Below are 17,182 nucleotides of genomic sequence, written 5' to 3' on the forward strand. Positions count from 1 at the left end.
GCGCAACGTGTCGGGTCAGTGGTTGCCGCCGGACGATCCGCCGTTGCCATGACCGCCGCCGTTGCCGGCGCCATGGCCGTTGCCGACGCCGTTGGCCCCGCCATTGCCGGCGCCGCCACTGCCATTGCCGTTACCGTTGCCGCCGCCATTGCCGTGGCCACCGGTGCCATTGGCGCCGCCGTTTCCGCCGTTGCCTCCGCCGGCACCGCCGCTATTGCCGCCATTGCCACGGCCGTTGCCGACACCGTTGGCGCCGCCATTGCCGGCACCGCCGCTGCCGTTGCCATTGCCGTTGCCGCCACCATTGCCGTGACCGCCGCCGCCGTGACCGCCGCCGTGACCGCCGCCGTTGCCGCCGCCGTTGCCGCCGCCATTGCCGCCGCCGTGACCGCCGCCGTGACCGCCGCCGCCGCCGTTGCCGCCGCCGCCGTTGCCGCCGCCGCCGCCGCCGCCGCCGTTGCCGCCGCCGCCGTTGCCGCCGCCGCCGCCGTTGCCGCCGCCGCCGCCGCCGCCGCCGCCGTTGCCGCCGCCGCCGCCGCCGCCGTTGCCGCCGCCGCCGCCGTTGCCGCCGCCGCCGCCGTTGCCGCCGCCGTTGCCGCCGCCGCCGCCGTTGCCACCGCCACCGCCGTTGCCACCGCCACCGCCGTTACCATGGCCGCCGCCATTGCCGTGACCGCCGCCGTCACCATGGCCGCCGCCATTGCCGTGACCGCCGCCGTCACCATGGCCGCCACCGTTGCCGTGACCACCGTCGCCATCGCCGTGGCCGCCACCATGGCCATGACCACCGCCGTCACCGTCGCCATCGCCGTGGCCGCCACCATGGCCGCCACCATGGCCGTGACCACCGCCATCACCATCGCCGCCACCACCGTGCCCACCGCCACCTGAGGTGCCGCCGCCTGAAGTGCCACCGCCCGAAGTGCCGCCACCCGAAGTGCCTCCGCCCGAGGTGCCGCCACCTGAGGTGCCGCCACCGGAAGTACCACCACCGGAAGTGCCGCCACCCGAACCACCGTTACCCGACGCATTGCCTCCGCGGCCGGTGCCGCTCGTACTGCCTGAAGTTCCACCTGTCGTTCCACCGACACCGGCCGGTCCGACGGCCCCGTTCCCGTTATTTCCGCCGCTACCGGTCCCGTTGCCACTGCCATTACCGGTGCCGCTGCCGCTTCCATTCCCATTACCGCTGCCGCTCGCACCGGCCCCGCTGTTGCCGACGCCCCGACCGGCATAAACGTGCACCGCGCACGCGGCCGGATTGGCGGCGCACGGCGAGGCATTCTCGACCAGCGTCATGATGGTGTCCGCGCTGGCGTTCGCGGCGGACGCGGTGTCGGGCGTGGTGTTTTGTGCGACGGCATACGAGCAGCAGCACGCAAACGCGGCCGCGGCCAGCAAGGTTGCACGAGGGCGCCGTCCCGCCGCGCGGAACGGTTGTTTCGTCTTATGCATCATGGCCTCCCCATGCGCGCGATGCCTCGTTGCCGCGCGACTATTCACGTGTGGTGCAGGGGGGCTTAAAAGATTCGTTGTCCTATCGTCAGCCGATGACCTCCTGGCCAGCGCTTGACGCTAGCCGCGAACGCGGATCGGCACGCGGGCCCGCCGTGCGCATCCCACTCTGCGAGATTCGTGCCATCGGCCGCGCGGGGCCGTGGCGCAAGGCGGGCGCAGTCGCGTGACCACGCATGCAACGTCGTTGGGGAGCGTTTTGTTTCCGGAATGAAACGTCGGGGCGTCGTTCAGCGCGCCGGCGCGTCGGCCGCGCGCTGCCAGCGGTGAAACAGGATCGACGCGATCCAGCAGACGAGGAACAGCGCGACGATGCCGTAGCCGATCGAGCCGAAGCGTTCGCCGAGCGCATCGAGCGTGTCGCGCACGGGGCCCGTCAGCGACAGCTTTTCGGCCAGCAGTCCGGCTGCCTCGATCCCGCCGATCGCCAGCGCGACGGCAGCCGACACGAACGTGATGCTCGCGTTGTAGAGCAGCTTGCGCTGCGGATCGTCCATCGCCCAGCCGTATGCGTGAATCATCAGCATGTTGTCGGTCGAGTCGATCAGCGTCATGCCGGCCGTGAACAGCGCGGGAAACAGCATGACCGTATAGATCGGCAGCCCCTGGCTCGCCTGCGCGGCGGCAATCGCGAGCAGGCCGATTTCGGTTGCAGTATCGAAACCGAGCCCGAACAGCACGCCGACCGGGTACATGTGCCAGCTCTTCGACACGAACCGGAACAGCGGGCGCAGCAGCCGCGATACGAGGCCGGCGGGGCGATGATCATGCGCGCCGTCGTGCGCGGGCGCGGATACGCCGCGATAGCGTCGCCACACGTCGCGCAGGATCATCAGGTTCACGCACGCGAGCACCAGCAGGAACGTGGCCGATACCGCCGTGCCGATCGTGCCGCCGATATCGCGGAACGCATCGAACCGGTCGCGCAGCGCGAACGCAGTCAGCGCGATGCCGAGCGTCGCGGCGATCACGATCGTCGAATGGCCGAGCGAGAAGAACAGGCCGACGCTCACCGGACGCTGGCCGTCCTGCATCAGCTTGCGCGTCGCGACGTCGATCGCGGCGATGTGATCCGCGTCGACCGCGTGACGCAGCCCGAGCCCGTACGCGATCGCCGCGGTGCCGAGCAGCAGCGGATGATCGCGCAGCACCGCGAGCGCCCACAGCCAGACGGCGACGTTCGCGGCGATCAGGCCGGCATAGAGAGTCAGCAGGCGGCGCAGGGCAGGGGTGGGCGGCATCGGGCGGGTTCCATCGGACGAATCGCGATCCATTGTGGCACGCGAAAAAAATGTCCGGCGTGCCGATCAAAAAGCCGCGCACGCCGTGGTGCGCCGGATGAAAAAAAGGCCCGTCCGGAACCGGACGGGCCTTGCGTGCCTGCGACAGCGCGCGGGCGAACGGCGCTTACTTCGTCTTCGCGCTGATCACGCCTTCCGATACGTTGGCCGGCGTTTCCGCGTACTGCTTGAACTCCATCGTGTACGTCGCGCGGCCCTGCGTGGCCGAGCGCAGCGACGTCGAATAGCCGAACATCTCCGCGAGCGGCACTTCGGCGCGCACGAGCTTGCCGCCGCCGCCCGCGATGTCCTCCATCCCCTGCACGATGCCGCGCCGGCTGGACAGGTCGCCCATCACGTTGCCCATGAACTCCTCGGGCGTCTCGACCTCGACGGCCATCATCGGCTCGAGCAGCACCGGCTTCGCCTTGCGCATCGCTTCCTTGAACGCCATCGAGCCGGCCATCCGGAACGCGTTTTCGTTCGAGTCGACGTCGTGGTACGAACCGAACGTCAGGTGCACCTTCACGTCGACGACCGGGTAGCCCGCGAGCACGCCGCTCTTCAGCGTCTCGGTGATGCCCTTGTCGACGGCCGGGATGAACTCGCGCGGAATCACGCCGCCCTTGATCTCGTCGAGGAACTCGTAGCCCTTGCCCGGGTTCGGCTCGAGCGTGATCACCGCATGACCGTACTGGCCGCGCCCGCCCGACTGCTTGACGAACTTGCCTTCGACGTCGGCCGCCGTCGTGCGCACCGTTTCGCGATACGCGACCTGCGGCTTGCCGACCGTCGCCTCGACGCCGAACTCGCGCTTCATCCGGTCGACCAGGATTTCGAGGTGGAGCTCGCCCATCCCCGAAATGATCGTCTGGCCGGACTCTTCGTCGGTCTGCACGCGGAACGACGGATCTTCCTGCGCGAGACGGTTCAGCGCGAGGCCCATCTTTTCCTGGTCGGCCTTCGTCTTCGGCTCGACGGCCTGCGAGATCACCGGTTCCGGGAATTCCATCTTTTCCAGGATGATCGGCTTGGCCGGATCGCACAGCGTGTCGCCGGTGGTCGCTTCCTTCAGACCGACGGCCGCCGCGATGTCGCCCGCGCGCACTTCCTTGATTTCCTTGCGCTCGTTCGCGTGCATCTGCAGGATCCGGCCGAGCCGCTCCTTCTTGTCCTTCGTCGCGTTGAGCACCGTGTCGCCCGACTCGACGACGCCCGAATACACGCGGAAGAAGATCAGCTGGCCGACGAACGGGTCGGTCATGATCTTGAACGCGAGCGACGAGAACGGCTCGTCATCGCTCGGATGACGTTCCGCCGGCTTTTCCGGATCGGCGAAGTCGTGGCCGAGGATCGCGGGCACGTCGACCGGCGACGGCAGGTAGTCGATCACCGCGTCGAGCATCGCCTGCACGCCCTTGTTCTTGAACGCGCTGCCGCACAGCATCGGCACGATCTCGTTCGCGATCGTGCGCTTGCGCAGCGCGGCCTTGATCTCGTCCTCGGTCAGCGATTCATGGTCGTGCAGATACTTCTCGAGCAGTTCCTCGCTCGCTTCGGCCGCGGCCTCGACCATCTTCTCGCGCCATTCGTGCGCGAGCTCGACGAGGTTCGCGGGGATGTCCTCGTAGGTGAACTTCACGCCCTGGCTTTCGTCGTCCCACACGATCGCCTTCATCTTCACGAGATCGACGACGCCCTGGAAATGATCTTCCGCACCGATCGGAATCTGGATCGGCACGGCGACGCCTTTCAGCCGCTCGCCGATCTGCTTCTGCACGCGGAAGAAGTCGGCGCCGATCCGGTCCATCTTGTTGACGAACGCGATGCGCGGCACCTTGTACTTGTTCGCCTGGCGCCACACGGTTTCCGATTGCGGCTGCACGCCGCCGACCGAGTCGTAGACCATGCACGCGCCGTCGAGCACGCGCATCGAGCGCTCGACCTCGATCGTGAAGTCGACGTGCCCGGGCGTATCGATGATGTTGATCCGGTGTTCCGGATAGTTGCCGGCCATGCCCTTCCAGAAGGCCGTGGTCGCGGCCGACGTGATCGTGATGCCGCGTTCCTGCTCCTGCTCCATCCAGTCCATCGTGGCCGCGCCGTCGTGCACTTCACCGATCTTGTGGCTCACGCCGGTGTAAAACAGGATGCGCTCGGTCGTCGTGGTCTTGCCGGCATCGATGTGAGCGCTGATCCCGATATTTCGATAGCGCTCGATGGGGGTTTTGCGGGGCACGTGAACCTCCTGGTGGTTCGGATCGTAAGCGGGCCGTCTGATTGGGTGCCGGCCCGGGCTGGAACTAGCGAGATTTAAAGGATAGCGCTTGTCCGTGGCTTTTGCAGATGCGGGCAGCGGGTGCCGAATCAAGGCGGGCGCCGCCGGCGGGCGAAAAAAAACCGGCGCCCGACGACAAATGACGGGCGGCCGGCTTTCGGTCGGTGCGCGGCGCGGTGCCGCCGCGCACGCCGGGGCGGTTACTGGGCCCGCGGCAGGCCGTCGAGCTTCATGCCGGGCTTGATGCCCTTCGCGGCGAACCAGCCCTTGCTCATTTCGAGCGCATAGACGCCGTTGTTGCGCGGGCAGTGGTTGTCGGTGGTTTCCGCGCGCATCTCGTCGATGTCGGTGATCGTGCCGTCGGCACGGATGAACGCGATCGACAGCGGAATCAGCGTGTTCTTCATCCAGAAGCAGTGCACGGCGTTCTCGTTGAAGACGAACAGCATGCCTTCGTTCGGCGCGAGCTGCGAACGGTACATCAGCCCCTGTTCGCGGTCGGCGTCGTTCGCGGCGACGGCCGCGTCGATCACGTACATGCCGGCGCGCAGCTTCACGCGCGGGAACTCGCTCGGCTGCTTGGCGCCGGGCGGCACTTGCGCGCCGGCGGCCTGCATGCCGAGCGCGAGGACGGCGAGCGCGGCGGGAAACACGGCGGCACGCGCAAGGCGGCCGAGCGACGGGCGCAGGGAGAAGTGCACAGCATGGCTCCTGTCTGGAAAACAAGACCCGCATGGTACGCGATGCGCGCCGGCGGGCACAAAAAAGAAAAAGGCAGATCGCCTTGCGGTGATCTGCCTTTCAACGCCGTAAGAACGGCAAGACTGCGTGTTCTTGACTGCGTTATTACAGCTTGCTTACTTAGTTCGAAGCAGCTGCCGGTGCTGCTGCGTCGCTTGCTGCAGCCTTCTTCGATGCCTTGTGGTGCTTCTTGGCAGCGTGGTGCTTCTTGGCAGCGTGCTTAGCCGGTGCCGAAGCAGCTTCTGCTGCTGCCGGAGCAGCTTCCGGAGCCGAAGCTTGTGCGAAAGCAGCCGTTGCGAAGAGGCCAGCGACCAGAGCGGCGATCAGTTTGTTCATGTTGTGTTCCTCAGCTTTAGTTAATTAACCAAATGACCCGGCAATAGGAGTCATGTCGTCTAACGGTGCCATCCACCTTTCGGTTGACAGACGCTTCGAGAAATTTCTCTTTGCGCTGCGGGCGCCGAATCGTATTCGAATAAAACGTCGCTTTCGTGACGCAAACACGGGTTCGGCTGCCAATGCCGGATAGCTAAGGTTGGCATCTGCGTGGTTTAACGCACGATCTCCGCAGGCGGTTGACGAAAAAGATGACGAAAAATTCGCGCGTCCCGGAGGCGTCATCCGGCGGGCGCGAAACCGTCCCATGGCGCGCGCGGCGGCAGGGCAATTGTTTCGCCTGGCGCAATGCCGAGCGCGAATATATCGAGTGCGCCGATGCCGACGCGCACGAGGCGCAACGTCGGAAACCCGACGGCCGCCGTCATCCGGCGCACCTGCCGGTTCTTGCCCTCGGTGATCGCCAGCTCGATCCACGTGGTCGGAATCGCGGCGCGGTAGCGGATCGGCGGGTTGCGCGGCCACAGCGTGTCGGGCGGCTCGATGAATTCGGCGCGGCACGGGCGGGTCACGTAGTCGCCGAGGTCGACGCCGCGGGCGAGCGCCTTCAGGTCGGCCGGCCCGGGTGCGCCGTCGACCTGCGCCCAGTAGCGCTTCACCAGTTTGTGGCGCGGCTCCGCGATGCGCGCCTGCAGCGCGCCGTCGTCGGTGAGCAGCAGCAGCCCCTCGCTGTCCGCGTCGAGCCGGCCGGCTGCGTACACGCCGGGCGTTTTGACCCAGTCGCCGAGCGAGGGCCGCGTCTCGTGCGCGGAAAACTGGCAAATCGTGCCGAACGGCTTGTTGAGGGCGATGAGGTTCATGGCAGGGCGCCCGCCCGGCGCACCGCGGGAGGCGGGAGCGGGCGGTCTATGGCAAATGGCGGAATCTTAATGCATAATACGGAACGGCAAGTCCTCTGTCTTATATAAGACATAAGTGAGGTCTTGATACGCAGTGCCGCGGTTCACGCCGAAGTGCCCGGTTGGGGCGCTAGAATAGCGGCTCGCTGTTGCCGTCACGGGGTGGCCATGCCGCGCCCCCGCCGCGCGCGCAGCTTCGACCAGCATCACCTGCTCAGCCACGTCACTGGAGTCGATCATGCCGTATCAGCACATCAAGGTTCCGGAGGGCGGTGACAAGATCACCGTCAACAAGGACTTCTCGCTCAACGTTTCCGATCAGCCGATCATTCCCTATATCGAAGGCGACGGTACGGGCTTCGATATCACGCCGGTCATGATCAAGGTCGTCGACGCGGCGGTCGCGCACGCGTACAAGGGCAAGCGCAAGATCCACTGGATGGAGATCTTCGCGGGCGAGAAGGCGACCAAGGTGTACGGTCCGGACGTGTGGCTGCCGGACGAAACGCTGCAGGTCCTGAAGGAATACGTGGTGTCGATCAAGGGGCCGCTCACGACCCCGGTCGGCGGCGGCATCCGTTCGCTGAACGTCGCGCTGCGCCAAGAGCTCGATCTCTACGTGTGCCTGCGCCCCGTCCAGTACTTCAAGGGCGTGCCGTCGCCGGTGCGCGAACCGCAGAAGATCGACATGGTGATCTTCCGCGAGAACTCGGAAGACATCTACGCGGGCATCGAATGGGCCGCGGGCTCCGAGCAGGCGAAGAAGGTGATCAAGTTCCTGCAGGACGAGATGGGCGTGAAGAAGATCCGTTTCCCGGAGACCTCCGGGATCGGCGTGAAGCCCGTGTCGACGGAAGGCACCGAGCGGCTCGTGCGCAAGGCGATCCAGTACGCGATCGACAACGATCGCAAGTCGGTCACGCTGGTGCACAAGGGCAACATCATGAAGTTCACGGAAGGCCTGTTCCGTGACGCCGGCTACGCGCTCGCGCAGAAGGAATTCGGCGGCGAGCTGATCGACGGCGGCCCGTGGATGCGCGTGAAGAACCCGAAGACGGGTAACGAGATCGTGATCAAGGATTCGATCGCCGACGCGTTCCTGCAGCAGATCCTGCTGCGCCCGGCCGAATACGACGTGATCGCGACGCTGAACCTGAACGGCGACTACATCTCCGATGCGCTGGCCGCGCAGGTCGGCGGCATCGGGATCGCGCCGGGCGCGAACCTGTCGGATTCGGTCGCGATGTTCGAGGCGACGCACGGCACGGCGCCGAAGTACGCGGGCAAGGATTACGTGAACCCGGGTTCCGAGATCCTGTCGGCGGAAATGATGCTGCGCCACCTCGGCTGGACGGAAGCAGCCGACACGATCATCGCCGCGATGGAGAAGTCGATCCTGCAGAAGCGCGTCACGTACGACTTCGCGCGCCTGATGGAAGGCGCGACGCAGGTGTCGTGCTCCGGCTTCGGCGAAGTGCTGATCGAGAACATGTAAGACCCCTTCCGGGGTGGGCCGGCACGTTGCCGGCCGCCCCGGCGCTGACTGCCGGCGCCGGAGCGTTTCGTGGATGGCAGGTTTGTTGGCAGGGCGGTCCGGCATGCGGGCCGCGGCGCCGCGATGCGGCCCGCATGCCCTGCAAGGTAGAACATGACGGCCCTCGCAACACCTCCGCCCGGCTGAGCCGGCGCGCCCCTTTCGCGATCGACCCGGTCGCTCCCCGCCGGTTACCGCCGGCGCTCTTCAGTCCCACCATTACGTAGCAATGCTTTGACCACCATGTCCACTTCGCCCAAGATCATCTACACCCTCACCGACGAAGCGCCGGCGCTCGCGACCTATTCGCTGCTGCCGATCGTCAAGGCCTTCACGCGTTCGTCCGGCGTCGCCGTCGAAACGCGCGACATCTCGCTCGCCGGCCGCATCATCGCGGCATTCGCAGACGTCCTGCCGTCGGAGCAGAAGGGTTCCGACGATCTGGCCGAGCTGGGCCAGCTCACGCTGAAGCCGGAAGCGAACATCATCAAGCTGCCGAACATCAGCGCATCGGTGCCGCAGCTGAAGGCCGCGATCGCCGAATTGCAGGCGCAGGGTTACGCGCTGCCGGCCTATCCGGAAGATCCGTCGACGGACGAAGAGAAGGCCGTCAAGGCGCGCTACGACAAGATCAAGGGCAGCGCGGTGAACCCGGTGCTGCGCGAAGGCAACTCCGACCGCCGCGCGCCGCTGTCGGTCAAGAACTACGCACGCAAGCATCCGCACAAGATGGGCGCGTGGAAGTCCACGTCGAAGGCCCACGTCGCGCACATGAGCGAAGGCGACTTCTACGGCAGCGAGAAGTCGGCGCTGATCGCCGAGGCCGGCAGCGTGAAGATCGAACTCACGACGACCGACGGCGCGAAGAAGGTGCTGAAGGAAAAGACGGCCGTGAAGGCCGGTGAAGTGATCGACGCATCGGTGATGAGCCGCAACGCGCTGCGCAGCTTCATCGAAGCGCAGATCGCCGACGCGAAGGCGCAGGACGTGCTGTTCTCGGTGCACCTGAAGGCGACCATGATGAAGGTCTCGGACCCGATCCTGTTCGGTCACTTCGTGTCGGTGTTCTACCGCGACGCGCTCACGAAGCACGCGGACGTGCTGGCGAAGGCCGGCTTCAATCCGAACAACGGGATCGGCGACCTGTACGCGCGCCTGAAGGACCTGCCGGCCGACACGCGCGAAGCGATCGAGGCCGACGTCAAGGCCGAGTACGCGGTGCGCCCGCGCCTCGCGATGGTCAACTCGGACAAGGGCATCACGAACCTGCACGTGCCGAGCGACGTGATCGTCGATGCATCGATGCCGGCGATGATCCGCGATTCGGGCGGCATGTGGGGCCCGGACGGTCAACTGTACGACGCGAAGGCCGTGATTCCGGACCGCTGCTACGCAGGCGTGTACCAGGCCGTGATCGAGGACTGCAAGCAGCACGGCGCGTTCGATCCGGTCACGATGGGCAGCGTGCCGAACGTCGGCCTGATGGCGCAGGCGGCCGAAGAATACGGTTCGCACGACAAGACGTTCCAGATCCCGGCGGACGGCGTCGTGCGCGTCACCGACGAAGCCGGCAACGTGCTGCTCGAGCACGCGGTCGAGGCGGGCGACATCTGGCGCATGTGCCAGACGAAGGACGCACCGGTGCAGGACTGGGTCAAGCTCGCGGTCAACCGCGCCCGCGCGACCGGCGCCCCGGCCGTGTTCTGGCTCGATCCGGCGCGCGCGCACGATGCGCAGATCATCGCGAAGGTCGAACGCTACCTGAAGGATCACGACACGAACGGCCTCGACATCCGGATCATGACGCCGGTCGACGCCACGCGTTTCTCGCTCGAGCGCATCCGCGCGGGCAAGGACACGATCTCGGTCACCGGCAACGTGCTGCGCGATTACCTGACCGACCTGTTCCCGATCATGGAACTCGGCACCAGCGCGAAGATGCTGTCGATCGTGCCGCTGATGGCCGGCGGCGGGATGTTCGAAACGGGGGCGGGCGGCTCCGCGCCGAAGCACGTGCAGCAGTTCGTCGAGGAAGGCTTCCTGCGCTGGGATTCGCTCGGCGAATTCCTCGCGCTGGCCGCGTCGCTCGAGCACCTCGGCAACGCGTACCAGAACCCGAAGGCGCTCGTGCTCGCGAAGACGCTCGACCAGGCAACCGGCAAGTTCCTGGACGAGAACAAGTCGCCGGCGCGCAAGGTCGGCGGCCTCGACAACCGCGGCAGCCACTTCTACCTGTGCCTGTACTGGGCGCAGGCATTGGCCGAGCAGACCGAGGACGCCGCGCTGAAGGCGCAGTTCGAGGGCGTGGCGAAGGCGCTGTCCGACAACGAAGCGCGCATCCTGGAGGAACTGGCGGCCGCGCAGGGCAAGCCGCAGGCGATCGGCGGCTACTACCGTCCGAACGTCGACCTGACGAGCCAGGCCATGCGCCCGAGCGCGACGCTGAACGGCATCGTCGACGCGGTCGCCTGACGCCGGGCGCGCACTCGCGCGAGCCGATGCGCGTGTCGACGCGGCGCGGTCAGCCGTTCGCCGCCCGACATCCAATGAAAACGCCCCGGTCGCCCGGGGCGTTTTTCGTTGCAGGCGTGCCATTCAGACGTGAACGATTTCCCATTCGGCGATTTCGTGCGGCACTTCGAGCGTTGCAGTGTCGAGTTCGGACAGTTGCTCGCAGTCGCCGCGGGAGATGTGGTCGGCCGCCACTTCGGGGCACGAGAATGCGCCGAGCAGGGCGTTGCCGAACGTCGCTTCCCAGCCGCCGTTTCCCGGCAGGATATAGAACGACCCGAGCGCTGAACCAAAGCGAAATCCCTTCATTTCCGTTCTCCCTTTCTGATGACGAGCGATTCTGTTGTGCCGCCTGCCGGCTCGGCCGGCGGTGGCCCGACTGGCTGCCTGCGCCGCGTTCCGTGTCGGACCGTCGTGGCGAAGCGTCAGTGCATGGAACAAAGTCTACGTCCGCGACCCGCCCGGATGGTGCATGTAGAACGGCTTCTCGAAACAAAAATTCTCTTTTAAAAACAAATAATTATTTCGATCGTTTTGTATTGCGGAACGTTTTTCGGCATCGCGAAACGGGAAATTTGTGCCCTGCACCACGAATTTTTATAACGCAGTGACTTGTTCCGCATCGTGAAAAATCAACGGGTTTGCGGATCGTCGATGCAGCGGGTGGAAACGTGGGGGCGGGCGCAACGCGCATGGGGACGGCGGACGAGGAGCGACCGCTGGCGAGGCGCCGCTCGGCGATGCCAAGCGTGGCGCCGCATCCGGCACGGTGGCGATGCTCGCTGCGGCGTATCGCCGCCCGCCCGGCGACGGCGTTTTCCGATCCGGCCCTGCGGTTATGATGACGCGACCGCCGCGGCTGTCGCGCGGCGCTGCATGAACAACGAGGATCGATTGATGAGACGGAGAACTTTCCTGTCGCGTGCCATCGGCGTCGCGGCCGCATCGCTGTTCGCGCGCACCGCGTGGGCGCAGCATGCCGGTCACGCGGGCATGGCCGGCATGGATGCGATGGACGACATGGCAGGCATGTCGGGGATGTCGGCGCACGCGCAGCACGGCCAGCCCGCGCCGGCCGTGCTGGCGGCCGCCGACGCGCTGCCGGCCGGCGCGCCGCTCGCGACGTTGCGCACGCTCGCCAACGAAAGCCGCGAGCCCGGCACGTTCCGGGCCACGCTGGTTGCTCAACCGGTGGCGCGACCGCTGCTGCGCGGCGCGCGGCCGACCTTGTTCTGGCGGTTCGGCGCGGGCACGCAAGGCCCCGTCGTCGGCCCGCTGATCGACGTGCGCGAGGGCGATACGGTCGAGATCAGGTTCGTCAACAAGCTGCCGCAGCCGTCGACGATTCACTGGCACGGCCTGCCTGTGCCGCCCGACCAGGACGGCAATCCGTCCGATCCCGTCGCGCCCGGCGGGTCGCGCGTGTATCGCTTCACGCTGCCGAAGGGCAGCGCCGGTACCTATTGGTACCACCCGCATCCGCACATGATGACCGCCGAGCAGGTGTTCCGCGGGCTGGCGGGCCCGTTCGTCGTGCGCGCCGCGGACGATCCGCTTGCCGGCTGGCCCGAGCGCCACTTGTTCGTGTCGGACCTGAAGCTTGCACGCGACGGCACGATTGCGCCGAACGACATGATGGACTGGATGAACGGCCGTGAAGGCCAGTTCGTGCTGGTCAACGGCGCGCGCCGGCCGCGCATCGACGTCGCGGGTGACGAACGCTGGCGGGTCTGGAACGCGTGCAGCGCGCGCTACCTGCGCATCGCGTTCGACGACGGCCGCGCGTTCGAGCACGTGGGCACCGACGGCGGGTTGTTCGACGCGCCGCGGCGCGTGACGTCGCTGCTGATCGCGCCGGGCGAGCGCGCGGAACTGCTGGTGCGTGCCGGCGACCGCGCGTCGCGCGCGGTGCTGCAGGCGGCCGAGTACGACCGCCGCAAGATGGCGATGTCGCACGACGCAGGCCACGGCAGCCTGCCGCCCGATCCGGCGCTGGCGCTGGCCGATGTCGCGTTCGCGCCCGCCGAGGCCCGCGCGCTGCCTGCCACGTTGCGCGCGGTGGCGCCGCTGGGCGAACCGGTGGCGCACAAGACGGTCGCGTTCGGCGAGGAAATGGACATGGACGCGATGATGAAGGGCGCGGCGCACGGCCGGCCGGCGGGCATGCGCTTCACGATCAACGGCGACACCTACGCGCCGCACCGTGCGACGCTGACGAGCCGGCGCGGCGACGTCGAGCGCTGGGAGATCCGCAATACGACGGACATGGACCATCCGTTCCATCTGCACGGCACGCAGTTCCAGGTGATCGAGCGGGCGTCGGCCGGTTCGCGCACGAGCGAACCGTTCCGCGCGTGGCGCGATACCGTGAACGTGCGCAGCGGTGAAACCGTGTCGATTCTGGTCACCCAAGACATGCCCGGCGAGCGCATGTTTCACTGCCACATTCTCGAACACGAGGATCTCGGGATGATGGGGACGCTGAAGGTCGTGTAACGAAGCCGCGAAACTGTTTCACGTGCGGATTCGATATCCGATCTGCATGCGTGACAAGACAATGCGTGTTCAATTATCGGGATTGAACGAAAAGGCCGGCCAATCGATTATCGATTGGCCGGCCACAAAAAAAGAAACCCGGCGCAAATGCGCCGGGTTTCTTCGTCAGATATCCGATGCCTTATACGGCCTGGATGTTCGACGCTTGCTTGCCCTTCGGCCCTTGGACGACGTCAAAGCTCACCTTCTGGCCTTCCTTCAGCGTCTTGAAGCCATTCATGGTGATAGCCGAGAAGTGCGCAAACAGATCCTCACCGCCCTCATCGGGAGTGATGAAACCGAAGCCCTTCGCGTCGTTGAACCACTTAACGATACCAGTTGCCATTTCCTACTTCCCCTGTCACACAGTCGCTGCTACTTACCACGAGCACGCTCGAAAAGCTAAACGACCGGAAAATGCAGCCGTTCCCCCCTCACAAGCTCACCTCGGCCTCTTTCGTTTCGCCAACCGGCAAATTGAAAAAAGTGCCAGCTTGATTGTTGGCGCTCTTTATTGGAGTGTCAAGTGGAATTTTTAGACGTTTAGAGGGTCGTTGTAAAGAACCCATTTTCAGGGTTTTTCCGGCTTTGCTTTGCAGCATGCGGCCAAGCGCGGGGGCTTGAAAAGCCGCATAATCGGCTCATATACCAGGCTCGAGTGACACGCGTTCGAGTCGTCCCGGCTTGTGGGATACTGGATGCGGACACGACGTTCCGGTGCGATTCCCCCTGACGGTTCGTGTTCCGCGCCATGCGTGAAAGCCGGCACCGCAGCCGGCTTTCGTATGGCGCGAAGACGAGCGCGTGTTCCGGGATACCGGGGAGGGCGCCGGCCGGTCGGTCGGGTAATGGCAGGATTGCGGGCCTGTCCGAGTTGTTTAGAATGGGTGTATGGCGATTATCCCGGACAAGCAGGACAGTACCGTCCTGGAACGCAAGCAGCAGAAGCTCAAGCCGCCTTCGATGTACAAGGTGGTGCTGCTCAACGACGACTTCACGCCGATGGAGTTCGTCGTGATGGTGGTCCAGGAGTATTTCAAGAAGGATCGCGAGACGGCCACGCAGATCATGCTGAAGGTCCATCGCGAAGGGCGAGGGGTTTGTGGGGTCTATACGCGGGACATCGCGTCGACCAAGGTTGAGCAAGTCGTTACCCATGCGCGGCAGGCAGGGCATCCGCTGCAGTGCGTGATGGAGGAAGCATGATTGCCCAGGAATTGGAAGTCAGCCTGCACATGGCGTTCATGGAAGCACGTCAGGCGCGCCATGAGTTCATTACGGTCGAGCATCTGCTGCTGGCCCTGCTGGATAATCCGACGGCAGCCGAGGTGTTGCGCGCGTGCGCGGCCAACATCGAGGACCTGCGTCAGAACCTGCGCAATTTCATCCACGACAACACACCTACCGTCCCGGGCACCGACGATGTCGATACCCAGCCGACGCTCGGTTTCCAGCGTGTGATCCAGCGCGCGATCATGCACGTCCAGTCGACGTCGAACGGCAAGAAGGAAGTCACCGGCGCGAACGTGCTGGTCGCGATCTTCGGCGAGAAGGATTCGCACGCCGTGTACTACCTGCAGCAGCAGGGCGTCACGCGCCTCGACGTGGTGAACTTCATTTCGCACGGCATCGCGAAGACGAACAACGGCGAAGCCGCGAAGTCGACCGACGCGAACGCGGAAAGCGAAGACGCGAATGCGCAGAAGGAAACGCCGCTCGCGCAGTTCACGCAGAACCTGAACCAGATGGCGAAGGACGGCCGCATCGATCCGCTGATCGGTCGCGAGCCCGAGGTCGAGCGCGTCGTGCAGGTGCTGTGCCGTCGCCGCAAGAACAACCCGCTGCTCGTCGGCGAAGCCGGCGTCGGCAAGACCGCGATCGCCGAAGGGCTCGCGTATCGGATCACGCGCGGCGAAGTGCCGGACATCCTCGCGAACGCGCAGGTGTACTCGCTCGACATGGGCGCGCTGCTCGCGGGCACCAAGTATCGCGGCGATTTCGAGCAGCGCCTGAAGACGGTGCTCAAAGAGCTGAAGGAGCGCCCGCACGCGATCCTGTTCATCGACGAAATCCATACGCTGATCGGCGCGGGCGCCGCGTCGGGCGGCACGCTCGATGCGTCGAACCTGCTGAAGCCGGCGTTGTCGTCGGGCACGCTCAAGTGCATCGGCGCGACGACGTTCACCGAATATCGCGGCATCTTCGAAAAGGATGCGGCGCTGTCGCGGCGCTTCCAGAAGGTCGACGTGACGGAGCCGAGCGTCGAGCAGACGGTCGCGATCCTGCGCGGGCTGAAGTCGCGCTTCGAGGAGCATCACGGCGTCAAGTATTCGTCGGGCGCCCTGTCGGCCGCGGCCGAGCTGTCGGCACGCTTCATCACCGACCGTCACCTGCCGGACAAGGCGATCGACGTGATCGACGAGGCGGGCGCCGCGCAGCGCATCCTGCCGAAGTCGAAGCAGAAGAAGACGATCGGCAAGAGCGAGATCGAGGAAATCATCTCGAAGATCGCGCGCGTGCCGGCGCAAAGCGTGTCGCAGGACGATCGCAGCAAGCTGCAGACGCTCGACCGCGACCTGAAGAGCGTCGTGTTCGGCCAGGATCCGGCGATCGACGCGCTCGCGGCCTCGATCAAGATGGCGCGTGCGGGTCTCGGCAAGATGGACAAGCCGATCGGCGCGTTCCTGTTCTCCGGCCCGACGGGCGTCGGCAAGACCGAAGTGGCGCGCCAGCTCGCGTTCACGCTCGGCATCGAGCTGATCCGCTTCGACATGTCGGAATACATGGAGCGTCACGCGGTGAGCCGGTTGATCGGCGCGCCGCCGGGCTACGTCGGGTTCGACCAGGGCGGCCTGCTGACCGAAGCCGTCACGAAGAAGCCGCATTGCGTGCTGCTGCTCGACGAAATCGAGAAGGCGCATCCGGACATCTTCAACGTGCTGCTGCAGGTGATGGACCACGGCACGCTGACGGACAACAACGGCCGCAAGGCGGATTTCCGCAACGTCATCATCATCATGACGACGAACGCGGGCGCCGAGTCGATGCAGAAGGCGACGATCGGTTTCACGACGCGCCGCGAAACGGGCGACGAGATGACCGACATCAAGCGCCTGTTCACGCCGGAGTTCCGCAACCGCCTGGATGCGATCATCAGCTTCCGCTCGCTCGATGAGGAGATCATCATGCGCGTGGTCGACAAGTTCCTGATCCAGCTCGAGGAACAGCTGCACGAGAAGAAGGTCGACGCGCTCTTCACCGACGCGTTGCGCAAGCATCTCGCGAAGCACGGCTTCGACCCGCTGATGGGCGCGCGGCCGATGCAGCGGCTGATCCAGGACACGATCCGGCGTGCGCTGGCCGACGAACTGCTGTTCGGCAAGCTCCTCAACGGCGGCCACGTGACGGTCGACGTCGACGAAAGCGACAAGGTGCAGTTGTCGTTCGACAAGCTGGCGAATCCGCCGCACAAGCCGAACGAAGAGACGGTCGAAGTCGAGTAAGCGATAATTCGTTGTTCATGCGAACGGCGCGGGAAGGTCTCCGCGCCGTT

Annotated in this window: 15 protein-coding genes; 5 read left to right on the forward strand and 10 right to left on the reverse strand. The window is 65.7% G+C overall.

The annotated features are described in order from the left end of the window. Positions 1 to 15: 15 nt before the first annotated feature. The 7 genes from DFS13_RS40830 to DFS13_RS40300 all read right to left on the reverse strand — a co-directional run bounded on the left by DFS13_RS40830 (position 16) and on the right by DFS13_RS40300 (position 7,289). The gene (locus tag DFS13_RS40830; RefSeq protein ID WP_111441854.1) at positions 16 to 1,455 is read right to left on the reverse strand and encodes a hypothetical protein; all 1,440 of its coding nucleotides are present in this window, start codon (positions 1,453 to 1,455) and stop codon (positions 16 to 18) included. A gap of 290 nt (positions 1,456 to 1,745) precedes the next feature. Next, positions 1,746 to 2,756 carry a HoxN/HupN/NixA family nickel/cobalt transporter gene (locus DFS13_RS13360; RefSeq protein WP_181461614.1) on the reverse strand — a complete coding sequence of 337 codons (1,011 nt, stop codon included), beginning with the start codon at positions 2,754 to 2,756 and terminating at the stop codon, positions 1,746 to 1,748. 166 nt (positions 2,757 to 2,922) lie between these two features. Further along, the gene (fusA, locus tag DFS13_RS13365) at positions 2,923 to 5,034 is read right to left on the reverse strand and encodes an elongation factor G (RefSeq protein ID WP_006496147.1); all 2,112 of its coding nucleotides are present in this window, start codon (positions 5,032 to 5,034) and stop codon (positions 2,923 to 2,925) included. A 239-nt stretch (positions 5,035 to 5,273) separates the two neighbouring features. Beyond that, positions 5,274 to 5,774 carry a DUF192 domain-containing protein gene (locus tag DFS13_RS13370; protein WP_006490889.1) on the reverse strand — a complete coding sequence of 167 codons (501 nt, stop codon included), beginning with the start codon at positions 5,772 to 5,774 and terminating at the stop codon, positions 5,274 to 5,276. A 160-nt stretch (positions 5,775 to 5,934) separates the two neighbouring features. Further along, positions 5,935 to 6,150, reverse strand: coding sequence for a hypothetical protein (locus DFS13_RS13375; RefSeq protein WP_011352970.1), 216 nt, complete (start codon positions 6,148 to 6,150; stop codon positions 5,935 to 5,937). A gap of 281 nt (positions 6,151 to 6,431) precedes the next feature. Continuing rightward, entirely contained in the window at positions 6,432 to 7,010 is a 579-nt protein-coding gene (locus DFS13_RS13380; RefSeq protein ID WP_006490892.1) for a pseudouridine synthase, read from the reverse strand. A 66-nt stretch (positions 7,011 to 7,076) separates the two neighbouring features. Next, positions 7,077 to 7,289 (reverse strand): hypothetical protein, encoded by a 213-nt coding sequence (locus DFS13_RS40300; protein WP_034178370.1) that lies wholly within the window; start codon positions 7,287 to 7,289, stop codon positions 7,077 to 7,079. On the opposite strand from DFS13_RS40300, the gene icd reads away from it, so the two are divergent. Then, positions 7,288 to 8,544 carry an NADP-dependent isocitrate dehydrogenase gene (gene icd / locus DFS13_RS13385; protein WP_006478026.1) on the forward strand — a complete coding sequence of 419 codons (1,257 nt, stop codon included), beginning with the start codon at positions 7,288 to 7,290 and terminating at the stop codon, positions 8,542 to 8,544. The genes DFS13_RS40300 and icd overlap by 2 nt on opposite strands. Before the next feature lie 282 nt (positions 8,545 to 8,826). Beyond that, positions 8,827 to 11,055: an NADP-dependent isocitrate dehydrogenase gene (locus tag DFS13_RS13390; RefSeq protein WP_048984425.1), complete on the forward strand. Its 2,229-nt coding sequence runs from the start codon at positions 8,827 to 8,829 to the stop codon at positions 11,053 to 11,055. Positions 11,056 to 11,178: 123 nt separating this feature from the next. Here the strand turns inward: DFS13_RS13390 and DFS13_RS13395 are convergent, their stop codons facing one another. Further along, positions 11,179 to 11,403 carry a hypothetical protein gene (locus DFS13_RS13395; RefSeq protein ID WP_006490888.1) on the reverse strand — a complete coding sequence of 75 codons (225 nt, stop codon included), beginning with the start codon at positions 11,401 to 11,403 and terminating at the stop codon, positions 11,179 to 11,181. A 588-nt stretch (positions 11,404 to 11,991) separates the two neighbouring features. Here DFS13_RS13395 and DFS13_RS13400 point away from each other — a divergent pair. Further along, positions 11,992 to 13,590, forward strand: coding sequence for a multicopper oxidase family protein (locus tag DFS13_RS13400; RefSeq protein ID WP_111441806.1), 1,599 nt, complete (start codon positions 11,992 to 11,994; stop codon positions 13,588 to 13,590). Positions 13,591 to 13,771: 181 nt separating this feature from the next. On the opposite strand, the gene DFS13_RS13405 is transcribed toward DFS13_RS13400, so the two are convergent. Together DFS13_RS13405 and DFS13_RS40305 are read right to left on the reverse strand one after the other, a co-directional pair. Next, on the reverse strand, positions 13,772 to 13,975 hold the full coding sequence (locus tag DFS13_RS13405; RefSeq protein WP_006488945.1) for a cold-shock protein: 204 nt from the start codon (positions 13,973 to 13,975) through the stop codon (positions 13,772 to 13,774). Between the two features lie 88 nt (positions 13,976 to 14,063). Continuing rightward, positions 14,064 to 14,231 carry a hypothetical protein gene (locus tag DFS13_RS40305; RefSeq protein WP_153260047.1) on the reverse strand — a complete coding sequence of 56 codons (168 nt, stop codon included), beginning with the start codon at positions 14,229 to 14,231 and terminating at the stop codon, positions 14,064 to 14,066. A gap of 289 nt (positions 14,232 to 14,520) precedes the next feature. Here DFS13_RS40305 and clpS point away from each other — a divergent pair, with 289 nt between their 5' ends. Both clpS and clpA read left to right on the forward strand, forming a co-directional pair. Continuing rightward, on the forward strand, positions 14,521 to 14,835 hold the full coding sequence (gene clpS, locus DFS13_RS13415) for an ATP-dependent Clp protease adapter ClpS (protein WP_006398529.1): 315 nt from the start codon (positions 14,521 to 14,523) through the stop codon (positions 14,833 to 14,835). Beyond that, positions 14,832 to 17,132, forward strand: a complete 2,301-nt coding sequence (gene clpA / locus DFS13_RS13420; RefSeq protein ID WP_006496143.1) for an ATP-dependent Clp protease ATP-binding subunit ClpA — start codon at positions 14,832 to 14,834, stop codon at positions 17,130 to 17,132. Before clpS ends, clpA begins: the two co-directional genes overlap by 4 nt. The last annotated feature ends 50 nt before the right edge of the window (positions 17,133 to 17,182 follow it).

The organism is Burkholderia sp. 28_3, assembly GCF_003253915.1.
Taxonomy (GTDB): Bacteria; Pseudomonadota; Gammaproteobacteria; order Burkholderiales; family Burkholderiaceae; genus Burkholderia; species Burkholderia cenocepacia.